This window comes from Roseibium sediminicola (assembly GCF_023156505.1).
Classification (GTDB): Bacteria; Pseudomonadota; Alphaproteobacteria; order Rhizobiales; family Stappiaceae; genus Roseibium; species Roseibium sediminicola.
This window is the reverse complement of record NZ_JALNMJ010000013.1, coordinates 122,457-138,840: the sequence shown is the minus strand read 5'-3', so window position 1 is coordinate 138,840 and position 16,384 is coordinate 122,457. Positions and strand designations below refer to the sequence as shown.

17 protein-coding genes are annotated in these 16,384 nt (G+C 61.9%); 5 read left to right on the top strand and 12 right to left on the bottom strand.

Translation table 11 applies throughout. From position 1 onward, the window contains the following. Positions 1 to 151: 151 nt before the first annotated feature. The gene (locus M0H32_RS18355) at positions 152 to 1,105 is read left to right on the top strand and encodes a YihY/virulence factor BrkB family protein (RefSeq protein WP_248156551.1); all 954 of its coding nucleotides are present in this window, start codon (positions 152 to 154) and stop codon (positions 1,103 to 1,105) included. A 17-nt stretch (positions 1,106 to 1,122) separates the two neighbouring features. Here M0H32_RS18355 and M0H32_RS18350 read toward each other — a convergent pair whose 3' ends face one another. Beyond that, positions 1,123 to 2,040 (bottom strand): LysR substrate-binding domain-containing protein, encoded by a 918-nt coding sequence (locus tag M0H32_RS18350; RefSeq protein ID WP_248156549.1) that lies wholly within the window; start codon positions 2,038 to 2,040, stop codon positions 1,123 to 1,125. Between the two features lie 134 nt (positions 2,041 to 2,174). On the opposite strand from M0H32_RS18350, the gene M0H32_RS18345 reads away from it, so the two are divergent. After that, on the top strand, positions 2,175 to 2,312 hold the full coding sequence (locus M0H32_RS18345; RefSeq protein WP_248156548.1) for a hypothetical protein: 138 nt from the start codon (positions 2,175 to 2,177) through the stop codon (positions 2,310 to 2,312). A gap of 134 nt (positions 2,313 to 2,446) precedes the next feature. Here M0H32_RS18345 and M0H32_RS18340 read toward each other — a convergent pair whose 3' ends face one another. From M0H32_RS18340 to M0H32_RS18330, 3 genes are all read right to left on the bottom strand, one after another. Continuing rightward, positions 2,447 to 2,746: a CcdB family protein gene (locus M0H32_RS18340; protein ID WP_248156547.1), complete on the bottom strand. Its 300-nt coding sequence runs from the start codon at positions 2,744 to 2,746 to the stop codon at positions 2,447 to 2,449. Continuing rightward, positions 2,746 to 2,970: a type II toxin-antitoxin system CcdA family antitoxin gene (locus M0H32_RS18335; protein ID WP_248156546.1), complete on the bottom strand. Its 225-nt coding sequence runs from the start codon at positions 2,968 to 2,970 to the stop codon at positions 2,746 to 2,748. Before M0H32_RS18335 ends, M0H32_RS18340 begins: the two co-directional genes overlap by 1 nt. Before the next feature lie 64 nt (positions 2,971 to 3,034). Then, positions 3,035 to 3,439, bottom strand: a complete 405-nt coding sequence (locus M0H32_RS18330; protein ID WP_248156545.1) for a tautomerase family protein — start codon at positions 3,437 to 3,439, stop codon at positions 3,035 to 3,037. Positions 3,440 to 3,543: 104 nt separating this feature from the next. Here M0H32_RS18330 and M0H32_RS18325 point away from each other — a divergent pair, with 104 nt between their 5' ends. After that, positions 3,544 to 4,383, top strand: a complete 840-nt coding sequence (locus M0H32_RS18325) for a LysR family transcriptional regulator (RefSeq protein WP_248156544.1) — start codon at positions 3,544 to 3,546, stop codon at positions 4,381 to 4,383. A gap of 39 nt (positions 4,384 to 4,422) precedes the next feature. Here M0H32_RS18325 and M0H32_RS18320 read toward each other — a convergent pair whose 3' ends face one another. After that, the gene (locus M0H32_RS18320; RefSeq protein WP_248156542.1) at positions 4,423 to 5,004 is read right to left on the bottom strand and encodes a PhnA domain-containing protein; all 582 of its coding nucleotides are present in this window, start codon (positions 5,002 to 5,004) and stop codon (positions 4,423 to 4,425) included. 268 nt (positions 5,005 to 5,272) lie between these two features. Next, on the bottom strand, positions 5,273 to 7,078 hold the full coding sequence (gene lepA, locus M0H32_RS18315) for a translation elongation factor 4 (protein ID WP_248156540.1): 1,806 nt from the start codon (positions 7,076 to 7,078) through the stop codon (positions 5,273 to 5,275). Positions 7,079 to 7,315: 237 nt separating this feature from the next. Between lepA and M0H32_RS18310 the strand changes: the two genes are divergently transcribed. Continuing rightward, positions 7,316 to 7,831 (top strand): GNAT family N-acetyltransferase, encoded by a 516-nt coding sequence (locus M0H32_RS18310; protein WP_248156538.1) that lies wholly within the window; start codon positions 7,316 to 7,318, stop codon positions 7,829 to 7,831. A gap of 209 nt (positions 7,832 to 8,040) precedes the next feature. On the opposite strand, the gene mepA is transcribed toward M0H32_RS18310, so the two are convergent. Then, positions 8,041 to 9,051 (bottom strand): penicillin-insensitive murein endopeptidase, encoded by a 1,011-nt coding sequence (gene mepA / locus M0H32_RS18305; RefSeq protein WP_282449442.1) that lies wholly within the window; start codon positions 9,049 to 9,051, stop codon positions 8,041 to 8,043. 171 nt (positions 9,052 to 9,222) lie between these two features. Then, a complete protein-coding gene (locus M0H32_RS18300) occupies positions 9,223 to 10,308 on the bottom strand; it encodes a patatin-like phospholipase family protein (protein ID WP_248156534.1) in 1,086 nt (361 codons plus the stop codon). Between the two features lie 257 nt (positions 10,309 to 10,565). On the opposite strand from M0H32_RS18300, the gene M0H32_RS18295 reads away from it, so the two are divergent. Continuing rightward, positions 10,566 to 11,609, top strand: coding sequence for a M42 family metallopeptidase (locus tag M0H32_RS18295; RefSeq protein ID WP_248156532.1), 1,044 nt, complete (start codon positions 10,566 to 10,568; stop codon positions 11,607 to 11,609). 189 nt (positions 11,610 to 11,798) lie between these two features. Here M0H32_RS18295 and M0H32_RS18290 read toward each other — a convergent pair whose 3' ends face one another. The 4 genes from M0H32_RS18290 to M0H32_RS18275 all read right to left on the bottom strand — a co-directional run bounded on the left by M0H32_RS18290 (position 11,799) and on the right by M0H32_RS18275 (position 16,380). Continuing rightward, positions 11,799 to 12,407: a hypothetical protein gene (locus M0H32_RS18290; RefSeq protein ID WP_248156530.1), complete on the bottom strand. Its 609-nt coding sequence runs from the start codon at positions 12,405 to 12,407 to the stop codon at positions 11,799 to 11,801. 101 nt (positions 12,408 to 12,508) lie between these two features. Then, entirely contained in the window at positions 12,509 to 13,192 is a 684-nt protein-coding gene (locus tag M0H32_RS18285; RefSeq protein WP_248156528.1) for an alpha/beta hydrolase, read from the bottom strand. Positions 13,193 to 13,458: 266 nt separating this feature from the next. Beyond that, positions 13,459 to 14,718 (bottom strand): TCR/Tet family MFS transporter, encoded by a 1,260-nt coding sequence (locus M0H32_RS18280; protein WP_248156526.1) that lies wholly within the window; start codon positions 14,716 to 14,718, stop codon positions 13,459 to 13,461. A gap of 60 nt (positions 14,719 to 14,778) precedes the next feature. Beyond that, positions 14,779 to 16,380, bottom strand: a complete 1,602-nt coding sequence (locus M0H32_RS18275; protein ID WP_248156524.1) for a B12-binding domain-containing radical SAM protein — start codon at positions 16,378 to 16,380, stop codon at positions 14,779 to 14,781. Positions 16,381 to 16,384 lie beyond the last annotated feature (4 nt).

Below are 16,384 nucleotides of genomic sequence, written 5' to 3'. Positions count from 1 at the left end.
GGCGCTATCGCGGGTGCCGGAAGGCGCACCGGGGCGCATGCAGGTCGGCGGGCAAGCGGAACCCCCGGCGTGCGTGCGCGTTTACTCCCAATGTTGGCAAGGCCGCGGCTGCTTTTCATTGGCTGCGGTGCCGAAGATCGAAGGGGGAAGCATGTCACGTGGCCGCACGGCGGAGACACCCGCAGAGATACCACCGCTGGGATGGCTGGATGTCGCCTATCGTGTCTGGCTGGCCATGGAGCGCGACCATGTCGGCCTGATAGCGGCGGGTGTGGCGTTTTACGGTCTTCTGGCGATTTTTCCGGCAATCACTGCCTTGATGGCGCTTTCGGGTCTGGTCGTGGAGCCGGTCGAGATCGCAAGGCAGCTTGAATTGATCAAGTCGGTCGTTCCGCAGGAAGCGGCCCTGATCATACTGGACCAGGCGCAAAGCGTTGCGGGCGCGCGCGGCACCGGTCTCGGGCTGGCTTTCGCCTTCAGTCTGGTCTTGTCCCTCTATTCGGTTTCAAGGGGCATCGCCAGCATGATGGAAGGGCTCAACGTCGCTTATGGCGAAACCGAAAAGCGCGGGTTCTTCCAGCTTAACGCCCTGACCCTTGTCCTGTCACTGATCCTGGTCGTGGCTTTCATCATGGGATTGGTGTCGGCCTTGCTGCTGCCGGCCGTCTTCAGCATCGTGCAATTGCCGGCCTGGATGGAAGCGGCTTTCTCCGCGTTTCGATGGCTTGTGATGGCACTGCTGACGGTCACGGGCCTGTCGCTCGTCTATCGGTTCGGGCCTTCAAGGGCGGACGCCAAATGGAAATGGATCACGCCGGGGGCCGTGCTTGCGTGCCTGCTCTGGATGGCCGCGTCTTACGGCTTCTCCGTCTATGTGGCCAATTTCGGCAGCTACAACAAGACCTTCGGTAGCCTGGCCGGCGTCATCATCCTGCTCATGTGGCTTTGGATGTCCGCCTATATCGTTCTGTTCGGCGCGGAACTCAACGGCGAGTTGGAGGCGCAGACGCGCAAGGACAGCACGACGGGGAAACCCCAGCCCATGGGCATGCGCGGCGCGGTCAAGGCGGATGTTCTCGGAAGATCCATCACTGGTGTGGACTAGATGTGAGCCTTTTTCAGTTAGGCTTCCACCACATCAGCCCCCTTCGGCCGGCCGATCGAGCTCTGCAGCTCCTCCTTCAGCCAGTCGCCGAACGCCTGCTTGGCCTTTGTACGCGGCGCGTTTTTGCCGCTGATCAGCCAATAGGCACTGCCAGTCGCCGGGCGCTCCGGGAAGGGGGCGATCACCTGGCCGGATTTGACCGCGTAGACGGCAAGGGTCTCCCAGGCGAGAAAGACGCCCTGGCCGGCAATCGCAGCGTCGAGGCACAGCGAGCCGTCGGAAAAGGTCGGGCCGTCTTGCAGGATGCTTTCGTCGAGACCGAAGAGATCGAGCCAGGTTTTCCAGGTGAACATCTGGCCCGGGTCGCGGATGATCGGCAGCTTGCCGATGTCCTTTGGCTCCCTGATCTCCCTGGCGAGCGCCGGGCTGCAGACGGGGAAGATCCGCTGGTTGAGCAGTTTTTCGGCATTGAGGCCGGGATAGGGGCCGTTGCCGACACGGATGCACAGATCGACATCGCTGGTGTCCGGGTCAACCAGATCGACCGTTGCCTCGACGCGCACCCGGATCCCCGGATGGGCCTTGTTGAAGTTTTTCAAATGCCAGACCAGCCACTTGCCGGCAAAGACGGGCGCGACGGAGATGGTCAGCGCGTCCTCGCGCCCGCGCTGGGTGGTGGCGATTGCCGTCGACAGGGACGACATCGCACTCGTCAGGTGTGGCTGCATTGCCAGCACATGGGCCGTCGGCAGCAGCGCCCGGTTCTGGCGCTCGAACAGCTGCACCCCGAGCTGGGCCTCGGTCTTCTGCACCTGTTGGCTGACGGCGCCGACGGTGACGCCGAGCTCGTCGGCTGCCGCCTTGACCGAGCCGAGCCGGCCGACGGCCTCCACGGCCCTGAGGCCCGAGAGATGAATGCGACTGAGGTTCTTCATTTTAGAAAAACTAAAGCGAAACTCAGAAGAAGTCGATTTTTTTTGGAGAAGATGCGCCGTATATAGTCAGCATAGCTAAATTCAAGAAAAGGAATTTGGCCATGAGAAAAACAACAAAAAGGAGATTGAACCTCATGATGAAACTGTTTATGCGCCGCCAGTTCCGGGCAACCCCGGCTTCGGCCTATGACCGCACCGACCCGCTGTCCCATCCGGCCGTCGTCCGCATGAGCCAGCGTGAACTGGCCGACCTGCCGCTCAACCGGCGCTAAGGCATCGGACGGGCCGAGAGGCCGGTCCCTCAAGAATTCTGATCGGCCCCCGACAATGCTGGCCGGTTGGACAGAACCAGGACCAGAAAACGGCGCCTGGGCTTCGGCCCGGCGCCGTTTCTGTTTTGCAGCGTTCAAAACCCCTGGAACAGGAAATCCGTCGCAGCCGTAATATCGTCCCGGTGCTTGCCGAGATTGCAGACCACGTCGCCGAGCTCGGTCGTGGGCACCGCGGCCAGGTGCTGGGTCAGCATGACATAGGTTCCACCGCCAATCGTGAACACCGGATTGAGCCGTGAGATATGGCCGCCAATATCTTCCTTCGGGATCAGCGGTGCCACGACCCTTGTATTGAACCCGTCCAGCAGGTCAGCCTGCAGTTCCAGCGCCAGATAAGCCGAATTGTCGAGCCGCCGGACGTCGAACCGGGCCATCAAAACTGCCGGTGCCGGTCGAAGGGCAGGCCGTTTTCATCGACAAAGGCATTGGCCGCTTCGATGGCGCCGGCGTTTTCAAGCCGCCACAGACGTTCCCGCTCTTCTTGCACCGCACGTGTGAGGCCGTCCTCGGCCGCTTTGCTGAGGTCGACCTTCAGGTCCCCGGCCTGTTTTGCCAGCCGGGGATCCACCGGAATGGAAACGGGTATCTTGGGTGCCATCGAACTCTCCGCCAAACTGGCGCAAGAGTATAATGAAAGCTTCGGTCTGCAAAGCGCTGCAGCCTCAAGCCATTGCCGGTGCCCTGTCCGCGTATTGCGCAATGCCGTTCCCGAAGGACCAGTTCTCCATCCTGGTCTCCACCAGATTGATGAAGATGTCTTCCGGGCGCACGCCGAGTTCCCGCACCAGGCCGGTCGCGATCCGCTTGAACAGCGCCTGTTTTTTCTGAACCGTGCGTGTGTCGCTGACGGTCAAGAGGATCAGGATCAGATCGTCGGAGCGGGCAATGTTCATGTAATGCCGGCCGAAGACGAAGTCTTCCGGGGCGTGTTCGGTGATGGTCATGAAGCGGTCGTCTTCGGGCACGTCGAACGTCTCGCGCATGGCCTGGTAGATCTCGTTCAGAAGCGTGTTTTTCTGCGCTTCCGTCTTCGAGCCCTTGCGGATGGAAACTTGTGTCAGCGGCATGGTGGCCTCCGTGTCTTGTCTATGATGCAGACACGCTAACTCTCATCCTTAAATAAGAAAAACAAATCTTTGATATTTCAAAAATCCGATTTTATAATGATTGCATGAACGATCTCGACATGGACCTTTTGCGCGCTTTCGTGCGTGTCTCGGAAACCGGCAGCTTCACGCGCGCCGGGCAGATGCTGGGGGCCAGCCAGTCTGCGGTCAGCGTGAAGATCCGCAAGCTGGAAGACAGGCTGGGCGATGCGCTGCTTGCCCGCTCGCCGCGGTCCGTGCAGCTGACCCCGTTCGGGGCACGGTTCCTGAACGATGCCCGGGAGCTCATCGATCTGCATGACAGGGTGGCCGCGCGTGTCGCCGGCACGGAGGCCGCAAGGCGCTATCGTCTCGGCATCAGCGACCACGCCGCCGGAGACCGGCTGCCGCGCATCATCGCGAGCCTGAGCGACGCACTGCCTGGCAGCCAATGGCATGTCACGGTTGGTCTCTCGGACAATCTTTTCCGGGACTACAAGGCGGGTCTCTTCAATGCGGTCATGGTGCGCTCGGAGGATGTCGAGGCCAATGGTCTGACAGCCTTCGAGGAAGACCTTGTCTGGACGGCTTCAAAGGATTTTGTCTGGGAGACGGGAGCGGCCTTTCCGCTGGTCGCGTTGACCGGAAGCTGCGCGCTCCGGAAACTGGCGACGGCGACGCTGAAGGAAGCCGGCATTGTCCACGAGGACGTTTTCACCGGCACCGGTGTCAGCGCCGTCCAGGCGGCCGTTGGCGCCGGACTCGGCATTGCCTGTCTCGACCGGCGCAATCTGCCGGCAGGCAGCCGGGACGTTGGCGAGACCTACCGTTTGCCGGAACTTCCCAGAACACGGATGGCGCTGTTCTGCCGGGAAGGGGAACCGGTGACATCGGCGATTCTGAAGGCATTTCGGGAGACCGGCTGACGGTCTGAAAGGGTGGCGGTCGTTCGGGGGAAACCCGTGTCAGGCTTTTTTCACGAATTCGGTCAGGATGACGATGCGCTGGTCGTTGACGCGGCCTTCGATCTGCTCCGCATTGTCGGCAACCAGGCTGATATTGCGAACCGCGGTGCCTCGCTTGGCGGTGAAGCCCGCGCCCTTGACCTTGAGGTCCTTGATCAGGGTGACGGTGTCGCCGGCACTCAGAACCGCGCCATGGGTGTCCTTGTGCACCACTCCGGTGTCGTCGCCGGTCCCGCCTTCCTGGCCGGCCTTTGCCCAGGCAAGCGTCTCGTCGTCCAGGTAGAGCATGTCCAGAAGATCCCGTGCCCAGCTTTCCTCCGGCATCCGCGACAGCAGGCGGTAGGCCGTCACCTGCACTGGCGGCACCTGGCTCCAGGCCGCCTCGTTGAGGCAGCGCAGGTGGTTCGGGTCAAGGTTCGCCATGCCAGAGATCTGCTCCGCGCAGGTGGTGCAAACCAGGACAGCCATATCCGCCGTACCGTCAGAGCCCGGGCCGACGTCAAGTTGCTTGAGGGCTTCGGTAGCGCCGCAGACTTCGCAGGCGTTACCGGCGCGGTCGCGGAGGGATTGTTCGAGGCTCATTGCGGGTCCTTGTTGGGTGGGGCTCGGGTAGACAGAACTCCGCCGTTCTACGAGGTTTCGGACGGGAACGGCAAAGCCTTCTCCGTTTGTCTTCCCGGTTTGGCGCAGCCAGGACTGAGACCTCGTAAACGCAGGCGCTGGATTTGTTGTTTGGCGCTCCGTTCAGGTCGCTTGCCCGCTCGACGGCGCTGCGCGCCTTACCCTCACGGGCGTTCGCCCCTCCAATCGATCCACCGGATCGATTGGTCACGCGAAGCGTGACCGGGGCTCACTCATCCATCTTCAGGGCTTGAATGAAGGCTTCCTGAGGGATCTCGACCTTGCCGAACTGGCGCATCTTCTTCTTGCCCGCCTTCTGCTTTTCCAGCAGCTTGCGCTTGCGGGTGGCGTCGCCGCCGTAACATTTGGCGGTCACGTCCTTGCGCAGGGCGGAGATGGTCTCGCGGGCGATCACCCGGCCGCCGATGGCGGCCTGGATCGGGATCTTGAACATGTGCCGCGGGATCAGTTCCTTCAGCTTCTCGCACATGGCGCGGCCGCGCCGTTCCGCCTGGCTGCGGTGCACCAGCATGGAGAGTGCGTCCACCGGTTCGTCGTTCACCAGGATCGACATCCTGACCAGATCGCCCGCCCGGTAGTCGGAGAGCTGGTAGTCGAAGGAGGCGTAACCCTTGGAGATCGATTTCAGCCGGTCGTAGAAGTCGAAGACCACCTCGTTGAGCGGCAGGTCATAGGCGACAAGCGCACGTGAGCCGACATAAGAAAGGTCCACCTGCAGGCCGCGCCGTTCTTGGCAGAGCTTGAGGATGCCGCCCAGATAGTCGTCGGGCGTCATGATCGTCGCCCGGATCCACGGTTCGCGGATTTCGCTGATCTTGACCACGTCCGGCATGTCCGCCGGATTGTGCAGGTCTATGTTCGACCCATCCGTCAGCGACATCTCGTAGACGACCGACGGTGCGGTGGCGATCAGATCGAGGTCGAATTCACGGTAGAGCCGTTCCTGGATGATTTCCAGGTGGAGGAGCCCCAGGAAGCCGCAGCGGAACCCGAAGCCGAGCGCCGCGGACGTTTCCATTTCGTAGGAGAAGCTGGCGTCGTTGAGACGCAACTTGCCCATCGCGGCGCGCAGGTCGTCGAAGTCATTGGCGTCGACCGGGAACAGCCCGCAGAACACCACCGGCTGCGCCGGCTTGAAGCCCGGCAGCGCTTCGGCGCAGGGTTTCTTGTCGAGTGTGATGGTATCGCCAACCCGGGTGTCTGCGACTTCCTTGATCGAGCCGGTGATGACACCGATCTCGCCGGCCTTCAGCTCGTCCACCTGCAGGAATTTCGGGGTCATGACGCCGACACGGTCGACGTCGTAGGCAGCGCCCGTGCCCATCATCTTGATCTTCTGGCCCCGCTTGAGGGAGCCGTTGATCACGCGAACCAGCACCATCACGCCCAGATACGTATCGTACCAGCTGTCGACCAGCATGGCTTTCAGCGTGTCGTCCGGGTCGCCTTCCGGGGGCGGCAGTTTCTGGACGATCGCTTCCAGCACGGTGTCGACTCCGAGCCCGGTCTTGGCCGAGATCATGCAGGCTTCGGAGGCATCGATGCCGATGACATCCTCGATCTGTTCCTTGATCCGGTCCGGTTCGGCGGCCGGCAGGTCGATCTTGTTGAGGACCGTGACGATCTCGTGATCATTGTCGATCGCCTGATAGACGTTGGCGAGCGTCTGCGCTTCCACGCCCTGCGAGGCATCGACCACCAGCAGCGAGCCTTCGCAGGCCGCCAGAGAGCGGGACACTTCATAGGCAAAGTCGACGTGGCCCGGGGTGTCGATCAGGTTCAGCGTATATTGTTCGCCGTCCTTGGCATTGTAGATCAGGCGTACGGTCTGCGCCTTGATCGTGATGCCGCGCTCGCGCTCGATGTCCATCGAGTCGAGCACCTGCTCGGTCATTTCACGGTCGGTCAAGGTGCCGGTCATCTGGATCAGGCGGTCGGCCAGCGTCGACTTGCCGTGATCGATGTGCGCCACGATGGAAAAGTTGCGGATGTTGGAAAGCTTCTGCGTCGTCATGGCCGCCCCTTTACCACCGCAATTCGCTTTCGACTAGTGGAATGACGCGCCAGAGGGCTGAATTCCGGTGGTTTTTTGACGTAGAGGCGGCCGGTGATCGAACCGCTGTGCAAGGCGGCGGAGCGTGCGCCGGCAAATGACGTATCTCGCGAGCGGTTTTTGCCGTGGCAAATCAACTTCAAATGAGAATAAGAGTGACTTCCGATAACAAGAGATTGTCCCGAACCCGAGATCGACATGCACATCCGTGACGCCAAAGCCGAAGACGTTCCCGCCATTCTTGCGCTCTACAATCACGCGGTGCGCGAAACGACAGCGGCCTGGACGAACCGCGAAGAAACCTTGAACGACCGGCTTACCTGGTTCGAGGGCCGGAAAAACCAGGGCCTACCGGTGATCGTCGCGGTGAACGGGGAAGACAAGGTCGTCGGCTTTGCCAGTTATGGGCCGTTCCGCGCCAAGGAAGGGTATCGCTTCACGGCCGAACACACGGTCTATGTCGATCCGGCCGAACACCGGAAGGGCATTGGCCGCGTCCTGATGAACCGTCTGATGGAGATTGCTGAGGGCAATGGCATTCACCTGCTGGTCGGCGGTGTCGACGGGGCCAACAGCGCGTCCATCGGTCTGCATCAATCCCTCGGCTTCGAAGTGACCGGGCGCCTGCCCCAGACCGGCACAAAATTCGGCCGCTGGCTGGATCTGGTGTTCCTGACGAAGGTGCTGAAGGAAACCGACGCGCCGGAAGGGTGAGGCGGCTGGCCTGCCTCTCCCCTCCGATCACCGATCCGGAATGACGGTGGTTGAGGTTGGGGATCTGTTTCCCCAGATGTTATCCCCGCGGAAGCGGGGACCGGGAACCTTCATAATTTGCGTCTATTAATACGAGTTCCGCCCGGGAGTCCTTTGTCCCGGTTCTACGCTGCGCTGCGTCCGGGAAGACAACAGGAGCAATTTCCCGATCACTGCGCGGTCAGCACGTTGCGGCACTCGTTCGGCAGGGCGGCCAGCGCCATCGGCCGTTTCTTGACGACCTTCGGCTTCTCACCGGGTTTCGGCGGGTTTTTCGGCACCCAGGGTTCGTCCGACAGCCAGTAGGTCAGGTTTTCGCCACAACCGTCGCCGGGGGGCGGCGGGTTCTGGTCCTTGCAGCCTGCGCTGCCCTTGGGACAGGCAAGGCGGACATGGAAGTGATAGTGATGGCCCCACCAGGGACGGATCTTGCGCAGCCAGGCCCGGTCCTTGCTCTTCTCGAAGTTGCACAGCGCTTTCTTGATGGTCGGATTGACGAAGATCCGGGCGACCCGCCTGTCGGACGCCGCGCGCCGGATCAGCCTGGCGTGGGTGTCTGTCCATTTTTTCGGATCGACCCGGCGGTCGGCGCCCTTCACGTCCATCGGGCCGATCAGCATTGAAATCGCCGAAATCTCTTCGCGCTGCTCCCGGCTGAGCCGCTCTTTCGGCATTTCCGTCAGCCAGATATCTGCGTCAAGGCCGATCTGGTGGCTGGCATGGCCCGACAGCATCGGGCCGCCGCGCGGCTGCGCCAGATCGCCGACCAGCAACCCGTTCCAGCCGATCTTGGGCGCGTCTTTGGCAAGGTCCTTGAGATAGTCGATCAGTTCGGGATGGCCCCAATTGCGGTTGCGGGAGAGGCGCATCGCCTGCCAGGTCGGGCCATCCGGTGGCAGCGCCGCGCCGCCCGCAAGGCAGCCCTTGGCATAGGACCCGATGGCGCGCGCCTTCAGCGGGGCCGGGCCGTCGGTATTGCCGAAATAGTTCTTGGCGGGAAAGTCCGAATGGAGAACCAGCTTTGGCCGGCTGGCGACATAGCCTTCCGGCACCGCGCGTTTCTTGATCGGGATCGGCGCGCCGGCAACGATCTGGACGCTCGGCGTATAGTCCTCGACCACCGTCCCGCCAGGTTTCGGTGACGGCACCGGAACGGCTGCGGCAGTGTTTGCTGCCGCCATCAGGGCCAACCCGAAACCGGCGAGCCCGGTCAGGAGCTTTTTTCGGATCAGAAGCGGCAGGCGCTCCATCTGGACATTGGCTTTGGTCACGTCGAACCCTCAAGTGCCGGTCTCTTCGCCAGTCCGGGGCACGTGCAACGCTGATCAGCGGCCCCGAGGCCAGTGTGCTCTTCAGGCAGCATGCACCAAATCGGGCGTGTCCGCACCCGTTTCCGGGGAATTGACATGCTCTGTCAACATATCAGCGAACGTGTCCAGAAAGACCGTGTTGTCGCGGATCACCCGGTCGGCGGCGCCATTCAGGGTGATGATGTTGCCGGGCCGGGCATTGTCCAGGTCTTCCGCTTCCGCCGGCAGATCGGCCTCAAGCCGGTAATAACTGACCTTCGGCAACTCGTTGAAGAGATGCGCGGCCTGGTAGGCGGCGGTCTGCGACTGGCCGTCGGCAAGGATCGACAGGATCGGCACACCCTTGGACGGCTGCATCCAGCCGAGTGCACCCCAGCCGATCGCGTCTTTATAGGCAAAGCTGCGTTCGCTCGCCCGTCCGGTGCCGAGCGACAGGATGACGATCTCGTCCTCGTCCCAGCCGAGCTTGCGCGTTTCAAGATAGGCAGCGATCGCCGGGTCCTTCATGAAGACCCCGCCATCGACCATGGCTTCCTCCGTGCGCCGGCTCAAGTTCTCAATGCGGGCCGGTTCGAAATAGGACGGTGCCGCCGTCGTCGCGCGCACGGCCTGCCAGAAATAATAATCGTCCGGGCGGCCGCCGTTTTCCTCAAGACCATTGGTCATGAACACCGCCTTGCGGTGCTCGATGTCATAGGCGGTCAGCACCAGCCGGGTCAGCCCGCTGGCCATCGAGGTCCAGCCGAAGCGTTCCTTCAGCAGCTTTTCCAGCGGCCTTGCGTCATAGGTTTCGTCGAAGAGACCCAGCGGGTTGCTGATGGTGCGTGCCAGCCGGGCGGTGATCGAGGACTTGAAGATGTCGCGGCTTTCGCGCTCGTAGAAGGTCCTGAGTTCGGCAATCGTCGCGGCGGCTTCACCGGCTTCGCCGCCCGGGCGCGGTGCGCTGAGCCCGGCCGCGATCAGGCCGCCGGTGGACGTGCCGGCCATCAGGTCGAAGATCTGGTGGAAGGGCGTGGCAACGCCGCGCTGGCTGAGCCGGCTTTCCAGCGTCTCCAGAATGCGCACGGGAATGAGGCCGCGCACACCGCCACCGTCAATGGAAAGAATAAATCGTTTTGTCATAGCCATGATCGCGTCCCCGGAATGGTCGAAAGGAAGGGGCAACACCTTCCCGCGTCAGCGGGAGGCGCTTCTTGTTTTCAACCTAAATGTTTGTCATCAAATGCGACACTGCAATGGCAAACGGCCACTTGGAGCTTCCTTTTTTGGAAATGGCGAGCAATCGGTTAAGGCGCTGACGCAAGTTTGTGTCGATCGAATGCTTCAATCCGAACGCGAAAGGTTCTAGGATCGCCGCGTTTTCAAATTCCCCAACAGGACTTTCCATGAATATCGATCTGCTGCGCCGCCTTTGCGAAACCCCAGGAGTGCCGGGTCACGAACACCGTGTCCGCGAGTTGATCCAGGCCGAAATCAAGGGTCTTTTCGACGAGGTCACCGTCGATCCGATGGGCTCGCTCCTGTGCCGCCGGGACAGCCGCAAGGCCTCCAAGAAGGGCACGCCGAAAAAGGTTATGCTGCTCTGCCACATGGACGAGATCGGCTTTCTGGTCTCCCATGTCACCGACAAGGGCTTTGCCCATGTGCAGCCGGTCGGCGGCTTCGATGCGCGCAATCTCTTCTCCCGGCGTGTTCTGGTTTCCACCGACGAAGGCGACTTCAAGGGCGTAATGAACCCGGGCGGCAAGCCGCTCCACATTTCCTCGCCCGAGGAACGCAAGAAGGTTCCGGAGCCGAAGGACTTCGTGGTTGATCTGGGTCTCGGCGAAAAGACCAAGGACGTCGTCAAGGTCGGCGACATGGTCACCATGGACGAACCGCTGATCGAGATCGGCGACAAGATCGTCTCCAAGGCGCTCGACAACCGCATCGCCTGCTGGCTCGGCATCGAGGCGATCAAGGGCCTCGGCAAGGCCAAGCATGATTGCGAGATCCATGTTGCCTTCACCTGTCAGGAAGAAGTTGGCCTGCGCGGCGCACGCACAGCTGCCTTCGCCATCAAGCCCGACATTGGCTTCGGTGTCGACACCACGCTTGCCTGCGACACGCCGGGTGTGCCGGAACAGGACCGAACCACGGTCCAGGGCGAAGGTTTCGGTCTTCATGTCAAGGATTCAAGCTTCATTGCCGACCGGGAGCTGGTGAAGGAAATCGAGGCCATTGCCGAAAAGGCCAAGATCCCGTTCCAGCGCACGATGCTGGCCGCCGGCGGCCAGGACGGCGCCGCCGCCCAGCAGGCGGCTGCCGGCGCGAAAGCCGTCGGCATCGTCGTCGGCACGCGCTACATCCACACGGTCACGGAAATGATCCACAAGACCGACCTCCAGGCCGCGCTCGACATTCTGGTGGCGTATCTGAAAAAGGCCTGAGCCGGATGATCAGGGCAGGGCGGACAGACGCCCTGCACCAGTCTTTCCAACCCCGTCATGCCATGGCGCGACCATGGCATCCATGCCGTTTCGTTTCCAAACGGAGAAGCCTTGCATGAGGCTCAGGTCACGGCATGGATTGCAGGGTCAAGCCCTGCAATGACGGAGTGAAGGGGAGTTAAAGAAGGCTCAGGCCGTCAGTCCGAGGAAATTCGAAACCTGGTCGCCGGTGCCCGCAAAAAGCTCGCTGACCGAGGCGGTCTGGCTGCTGAACGAGCCGTAGCTGAAGTCGCCCTCGATGGACGAGGCATTGGCGGCGCGGACCGAGAGGCCGGTCGCGCTGTCATAGGACACTCGCTCGAAGGACACGAATTGCGCCGAAAGGGTTTCGCCGCCGATTTCCGCCTCGATCGTGGTTGTCGAAATGGTCGCGCTTTCATAGACGATATTTGCGGAGGGGCCATCCGCCTCGCCGAGCGCGGCTTTTATCTTGCCGGCGGTCTTCTGGTAGTCCTCGACGGTCGCAAGGCTCTTGTCCTTGTCGTCGTCTTCCTTGCCCTTGCCTTTTTCGACCGCGTCCTGAAGCGCGGCGATCACGACCGCGTCTTCCTCTGCCTTCTTGCTGGCCGCTTCCAGGAGGCTTTCCGCAGGCGCCTTGTCATGGCCGTTGCGCTGACCGATCTCGTGGCCATAGGCGTTGCCTTTCGGCGCAGATTTGTTTCCCTCTGTACCGCCACTGGCAAACGACGCCGAATAAAGGCTCGTGCTTTGCGTGGTGGTTTCGATGGATATCTGCATGGCCCTGGATCCTGACTTGTCCGGCCCTTCCTGGTCCGGCACAGGTCTTCAAAGCATCCTGCAAAACTCTTAACAGGCCATTAACCAAATGGAACAGGCACTCAAGGCAGTGCCGCGGCGGCGAAAGCCTTTTCAAGGAACCGTCCGCCCAGCACCATGCCGCGTTCGTCGATGGAATGGCCGAGACCGGAAAGCAGATGCAGGTCCGACGAGATGCCGGCCTGTGCCAGCGCAGTCTGTGCCGCTTCGGCGTGATAGGCGGGCACGACGTCGTCATCCGTGCCATGAACGACCAGCACGGGACTGGCGGTGTTGACGCCGTCAAGGCGGCCGGCCCCCGGCAACAGTCCGGAATAGCCGATCAGGGCCGCGGGCGGGGTCTTGCGGCGCAGGCCGCATTGAAAGGTCATCATCGCGCCCTGGCTGAAGCCGACAAGGGCAAGGGAACGCTCATCAAGGCCGAGCGCGGCCAGTTCATTCTCCAAAAACCGGTCCAGCACGGGCTGTGCCGCCTCCGCGCCGATCCGGTATTCGTTCGGAGTTCTTTCCTCCAGCGCAAACCATTGCCGTCCACCCAGGGCTTCGAAGGGCAATCCTTCCGGCGCGTCCGGGGCGATGAAGGCGGCATCGGGCAGCTGGCCCTGCCAGGCGCGGCCCAGGTCGATCAGGTCAGCCCCGTCCGCGCCATACCCATGCAGGATCACGACCAGCTGCCGGGCTTGCTTTCCGGAGGCTGGGGCAAGGCGCGGGCCGTCAAGTTGGGTGTGGGGAGACGATGCTGTCATGTTATACCAACCTCATTAGATAGGAACCGATCTGACCGTGTTTGGGGCCTGTTCGGCAAGGAGCAGGTTGCAGGGCGATATGGTTCATCGTTCAAAACCTGGGACGCGGCTGACCAGTCCCCAAACACGGCCTCCGGTGGCCTGCTCCGGCCGGCCGGTCAGCGTTGTGCCGCTTGAAAGGTCAACCAGGCCGTGCTGCGCAACGCGCCTTGCTGGACAAACCGGATCAGCGCCATCAGATGGGTTCCTATCTATTGAGATTGGTATTACTCCGCTGGTGTCTTTTCTTCGGCGGAGACCGGGCTGGTTTTCAGTTCCTTCCGAATGAAGGGGAGCGCGATCAGCAGCGAGGCCAGGATCAGCAGGCCGGCAAGCGCGAAGGGCGCGCCGGGAAACTGGACCGTTGCGGTCGGGCCGGAGAATTCCGCGAAAATCTGGGTCATCACAAACGGGCTGATCACCATGGAGAGGCCAGCGGCGCTTGAAATCATGCCCTGCAGCTCGCCCTGGGCATTGTCGGGCACGCGGTTCGACATCAGTCCGGTAAAGGCCGGTGTTGCCAGGGCTCCGAAGGCGGCGAAACAGATCAGCGAATAGGCCATCCAGCCACTGCTTGCGACTGCCAGACCCGCAAAGGCGACCAGATTGGCGACAAGGCCGATCAGCAAGGTGCGGCCTGACCCGAGTTTCGGCTCCAGCACCCGGATCAGATAGCCCTGGACGAAGGCGAAGCCGATGCCGACAAAAGCCAGCGACAGGCCGATGTCGCCCGGGCTCCAGCCGAAGACTTCCTCCGAGTAGTAGCTCCAGACGGCCGGATAGACGTAGTGGGCGATGTCGAACAGGAACACCGCCAGCAGCAGGGTGCGCACGGCCGGATGCGCGGCGAGCTGCTTCAGCGCGCCGAACGGGTTGGCCCGTTTCCAGTCGAAGCTGCGCCGGTTCTCGTCCTTGAGCGTTTCCGGCAGGACAAACCATCCGAACACGAAATTGACGAAGGACAGCGCCGCTGCGGCGTAGAAGGGCGCGCGGGGGCCATATTCACCCAGGAAACCGCCGATCATCGGGCCGAGCACAAAGCCGATGCCGAAACCGGCGCCGACAAGGCCGAAATTCTTGGCCCGGTCCTTCTTGGACGAGACATCGGCGATATAGGCCGAGGCCGCCGAGAAGGTCGCGCCGGCCACGCCCGACAGGGTGCGGCCGATAAAAAGCACCGCCAGGTTCCAGGACAGCGCCATGATCAGATAGTCCAGCACCATGGAGAACATGGACACCAGCAGCACTGGGCGGCGGCCGAAACGGTCGGAGAGGTTGCCGAGTGTCGGGCCGAAGACGAATTGCATCAGCGCGTAGACGACGCTGAGTGCGCCGCCCCAGCGGGCGGCCTCGCTGACGGGTAGACTGGTGAGCTCTGTCAGAAGCGACGGCATCACCGGCATCATCAGGCCGATGCCCATGGAATTCAGGGTCAGGGTGACCAGGATGAAGCCGAGCGCGCTGCGCTTGGAAGGACCGGACTGCACAGGAATTTCCTGGATGCTGGTTGAAACGAGCCGGAAGGCGGCTCGCTTCTCATAGCCGACCTATTCGGCCGCGACCAGAGTGGGTTGTTGCCAATGGCCTTTTTCGATGTCGGCGATCTGCTTGTCGATCTGAGCGATCACGAAGCGCGAGAACGGGCCAAGGTGAACATAGAGCGCCAGCATCATCATCACCGGCTTGATGGCGTTGAAATTGGTGAAGGCGGTCTTGATCAAGGTCTTCCAGAAGGGCCAGCGATAGGTGGTCTCCTTGAAGGTCATGGCATACATCAGCCGGCCGAACTGCTTGATGTCGTGGAAGAACCCTGCACCAAAGATCGATCCGTTGGCACCGCTCATGTCGAGCATCGATGCGACCCTCTGGACCCGGCCGAAATAGGCTTCCGGACCGTAGACACGGTCGATGATCTGCTTGAAGTCTTCCAGGATCTGTTCGCGCGGACGCACCGTGGAGAAATTGAGCCCGGCGGTGCACTGGTCGCCATGTTCGGTGTCCGGGTCGTCGGTGGCGAAATCCGCGTGCAGACGGCCTTCCTTGGCGAGGCGCCGGGTTAGCTGGGTGTTCGGCAGGGCGTAAAGCAGTCCGGTCATGGCCACGGGGATGGCCGCCTCCTCGATCAGCGCCGAGATCTCGTCGGCCACCCTGTCGTTCTCCTCGTCGAAGCCGACGATGAAGCCGGCCAGCACGAAGATGCCCGCCTCGTAGATCTTGTGGACGCTCTTGGCGATGTCGCGGCGGGTGTTCTGCTTTTTGCGCGTGGCGACCAGCACGTCCGGATCCGGGCTTTCGATGCCGATGAAGACGGAGAAATAGCCCGCGTCCTGCATCATCTTCAAAAGCGCCTCGTCATCGGCGAGATTGAGCGATGCCTCGGTGGACATTTCGAACGGATATTTGCGGGCCTTCTGCCATTTGGCGAGCTCGGGCAGGAAGCCCTTCACGGCCTTCTTGTTGCCGATCAGGTTATCATCGACGAAATCGACATGACCGCGGTAGCCGAGCTCATAGAGCCGGTCGAGTTCAGCCAGGATCTGGTCGTTGGTCTTGGTGCGCGGCACGCGGCCGTAAAGCTCGATGATGTCGCAGAATTCGCAGGTGAACGGGCAGCCGCGCGAATATTGCACCCCGATCTGGACATAGTCCTCGAATTTCAGGAGGTCGAAGCGCGGGATCGGGCTGGAAGTGACGTCCGCCTTGAACTTCTCGGCGGTGAAGCGGCCTTTGCGGGCGCCTTCGTTCCAGGCGTCAATGAACGTATTGAGAATGCCTTCGGCTTCGCCGAGCACCAGGAAATCCGCAGCTTCGTAGACTTCGGGAGAGGATGTCGCGTCCGGGCCGCCGACCGCGACGGGAATGCCCTTTTCCTGAGCCTGGCGGATGACACTGAGGCAATCGGCCTGCTGGGGCAGCATGCCGCCGGTCATGATCATGTCGGCCCAGTCGAAATCGCTATCGGTCAATTCGCCGGTGTTGCGGTCGACCAGGCGAACATTCCATCCCTCCGGCAGCATGGCGGCCACGGTGATCAGCCCGAGCGGCGGAGCCGGATATTTGGCGCCGACCATCTCGCAGGTGGCGCCGTAGTTCCAGAATGATCCAGCGTTAAAACGCGGGTAAACCAACAAAACATTGCATTGCGACATGCAC

Bases quoted from the DNA above. Each gene is read 5' to 3' on its own strand.
- M0H32_RS18355 (WP_248156551.1), top strand. From the start codon at position 152: ATGTCACGTGGCCGCACGGCGGAGACACCCGCAGAGATACCACCGCTG.
- M0H32_RS18350 (WP_248156549.1), bottom strand. From the start codon at position 2,040: ATGAAGAACCTCAGTCGCATTCATCTCTCGGGCCTCAGGGCCGTGGAG.
- M0H32_RS18345 (WP_248156548.1), top strand. From the start codon at position 2,175: ATGATGAAACTGTTTATGCGCCGCCAGTTCCGGGCAACCCCGGCTTCG.
- M0H32_RS18340 (WP_248156547.1), bottom strand. From the start codon at position 2,746: ATGGCCCGGTTCGACGTCCGGCGGCTCGACAATTCGGCTTATCTGGCG.
- M0H32_RS18335 (WP_248156546.1), bottom strand. From the start codon at position 2,970: ATGGCACCCAAGATACCCGTTTCCATTCCGGTGGATCCCCGGCTGGCA.
- M0H32_RS18330 (WP_248156545.1), bottom strand. From the start codon at position 3,439: ATGCCGCTGACACAAGTTTCCATCCGCAAGGGCTCGAAGACGGAAGCG.
- M0H32_RS18325 (WP_248156544.1), top strand. From the start codon at position 3,544: ATGAACGATCTCGACATGGACCTTTTGCGCGCTTTCGTGCGTGTCTCG.
- M0H32_RS18320 (WP_248156542.1), bottom strand. From the start codon at position 5,004: ATGAGCCTCGAACAATCCCTCCGCGACCGCGCCGGTAACGCCTGCGAA.
- lepA (WP_248156540.1), bottom strand. From the start codon at position 7,078: ATGACGACGCAGAAGCTTTCCAACATCCGCAACTTTTCCATCGTGGCG.
- M0H32_RS18310 (WP_248156538.1), top strand. From the start codon at position 7,316: ATGCACATCCGTGACGCCAAAGCCGAAGACGTTCCCGCCATTCTTGCG.
- mepA (WP_282449442.1), bottom strand. From the start codon at position 9,051: ATGGCGGCAGCAAACACTGCCGCAGCCGTTCCGGTGCCGTCACCGAAA.
- M0H32_RS18300 (WP_248156534.1), bottom strand. From the start codon at position 10,308: ATGGCTATGACAAAACGATTTATTCTTTCCATTGACGGTGGCGGTGTG.
- M0H32_RS18295 (WP_248156532.1), top strand. From the start codon at position 10,566: ATGAATATCGATCTGCTGCGCCGCCTTTGCGAAACCCCAGGAGTGCCG.
- M0H32_RS18290 (WP_248156530.1), bottom strand. From the start codon at position 12,407: ATGCAGATATCCATCGAAACCACCACGCAAAGCACGAGCCTTTATTCG.
- M0H32_RS18285 (WP_248156528.1), bottom strand. From the start codon at position 13,192: ATGACAGCATCGTCTCCCCACACCCAACTTGACGGCCCGCGCCTTGCC.
- M0H32_RS18275 (WP_248156524.1), bottom strand. From the start codon at position 16,380: ATGTCGCAATGCAATGTTTTGTTGGTTTACCCGCGTTTTAACGCTGGA.